Source organism: Xylanibacter ruminicola (assembly GCF_900142525.1).
GTDB classification, from domain to species: Bacteria; Bacteroidota; Bacteroidia; order Bacteroidales; family Bacteroidaceae; genus Prevotella; species Prevotella ruminicola_A.
Genome location: NZ_FRBD01000057.1, coordinates 1 through 1,414, shown reverse-complemented (window position 1 = coordinate 1,414; position 1,414 = coordinate 1). Strand labels below are relative to the sequence as shown.

The window sequence follows — 1,414 nt, the reverse complement described above, 5'->3', positions numbered from 1 at the left end:
GCCTGTTCCGTGCTCAGGCAGCTAAGACTCCTAATAACATTGCCGTCGTATTCAAGGACAGGCAGATGACCTATCGTGAGCTGGATGACCTGACCGACCGTTTGGCTGCATACCTTATTAACTATTATCATGTACAGCCCGAGGAGGCCATCGGCGTCATGATAGAGCGTTCAGAACTGATGGCCGTCTATCCGCTGGCCATCATGAAGGCCGGTGGTGCCTATATGCCGTTGGACTTCAACTTCCCGGAGGAGCGCCTGCAGTACATGTGCCAGGATGCCGAAGTACGGCTCATACTTAGTGAAGAAGACTGGGTACATCATGCCATGCCGTCATTCAGTGGAGACGTATTCACGTCTGACAGCTTGGAGACTTTGCCTAAGTGTAGCAGTCCGTTACCTGATCCACTGCCTTCACACAGGCATGTCATCTTGTACACCTCTGGCTCCACAGGCAAGCCTAAGGGCGTAATACTGGAACACCATGGCATCGTCAACTTCTGCCACTGGTATGTCAAGGAGTTCCGCATGACAGCCGCCGACCATGCCCTGGGCTATGCCAACTTCGGATTTGATGCCCATATGATAGACATCTATCCGACGTTGTCCGTTGGTGCTTGCGTCTATATCATAGACAGTGAGATGTGCATGGACTTCATGGCTATGAACCAATATATGGAAGATAACGACATCAATATCGCTTTCATGACTACGCAGGCAGGTATCATGTTTGCAACCGTTATTGGCAATAAGTCGCTGCGTCTGTTGTCAACAGGCGGTGAGAAAATGATACCGCTGAAAAAGCCACCTTTCGACTTCTACAACGTGTACGGTCCGACAGAATGTTCGCTATTCTCTACATTCTACAGGATTACTGGTGACTTTAACTCATCAATCATTGGCCGTCCGCTTGACAACTACCAGCTGTATGTGGTTAATACAAACCTCCATCTGCTTCCGCAGGGAATAGCCGGAGAGTTGCTCATTGGTGGAGAGGGACTATCAAGAGGTTACCTGCACCCGTCAGATAAGGATGCTGCTAGATTCCTGACCTTCAGGGGAGAGCGATGCTATCGTACTGGCGACCTGTGCCGTTGGAACAAGCAGGGAGAGCTAGAATACCTCGGACGTATTGATACCCAGGTGAAACTACGTGGATACAGAATAGAGCTTGGCGAGATAGAAAGCCAGAGCTTGAAGTATGGTGGTATCAAACAGACCGTGGCTTCGGTTTATAACGGACAGCTGCTGTGCCTGTACTATACCGCAGACAGCGATATTGATGAAGGTACTCTGAAGGAATTCCTTGCACAGTCGCTTCCCGACTATATGGTACCTGCTGCTTACATCCATTTGGACGAGTTGCCACTAACCCCCAACGGCAAGGTTGACAGGAAGAAACTGCCGGCTCCCGA

Annotated in this window: 1 protein-coding gene; it reads left to right on the top strand. The window is 50.1% G+C overall.

Going from position 1 to position 1,414, the window contains the following annotated elements; all coding sequences use genetic code 11:
• Positions 1-1,414: amino acid adenylation domain-containing protein (locus tag BUB86_RS16875; protein WP_139261766.1), on the top strand; the 1,414-nt coding region annotated here is incomplete at both ends.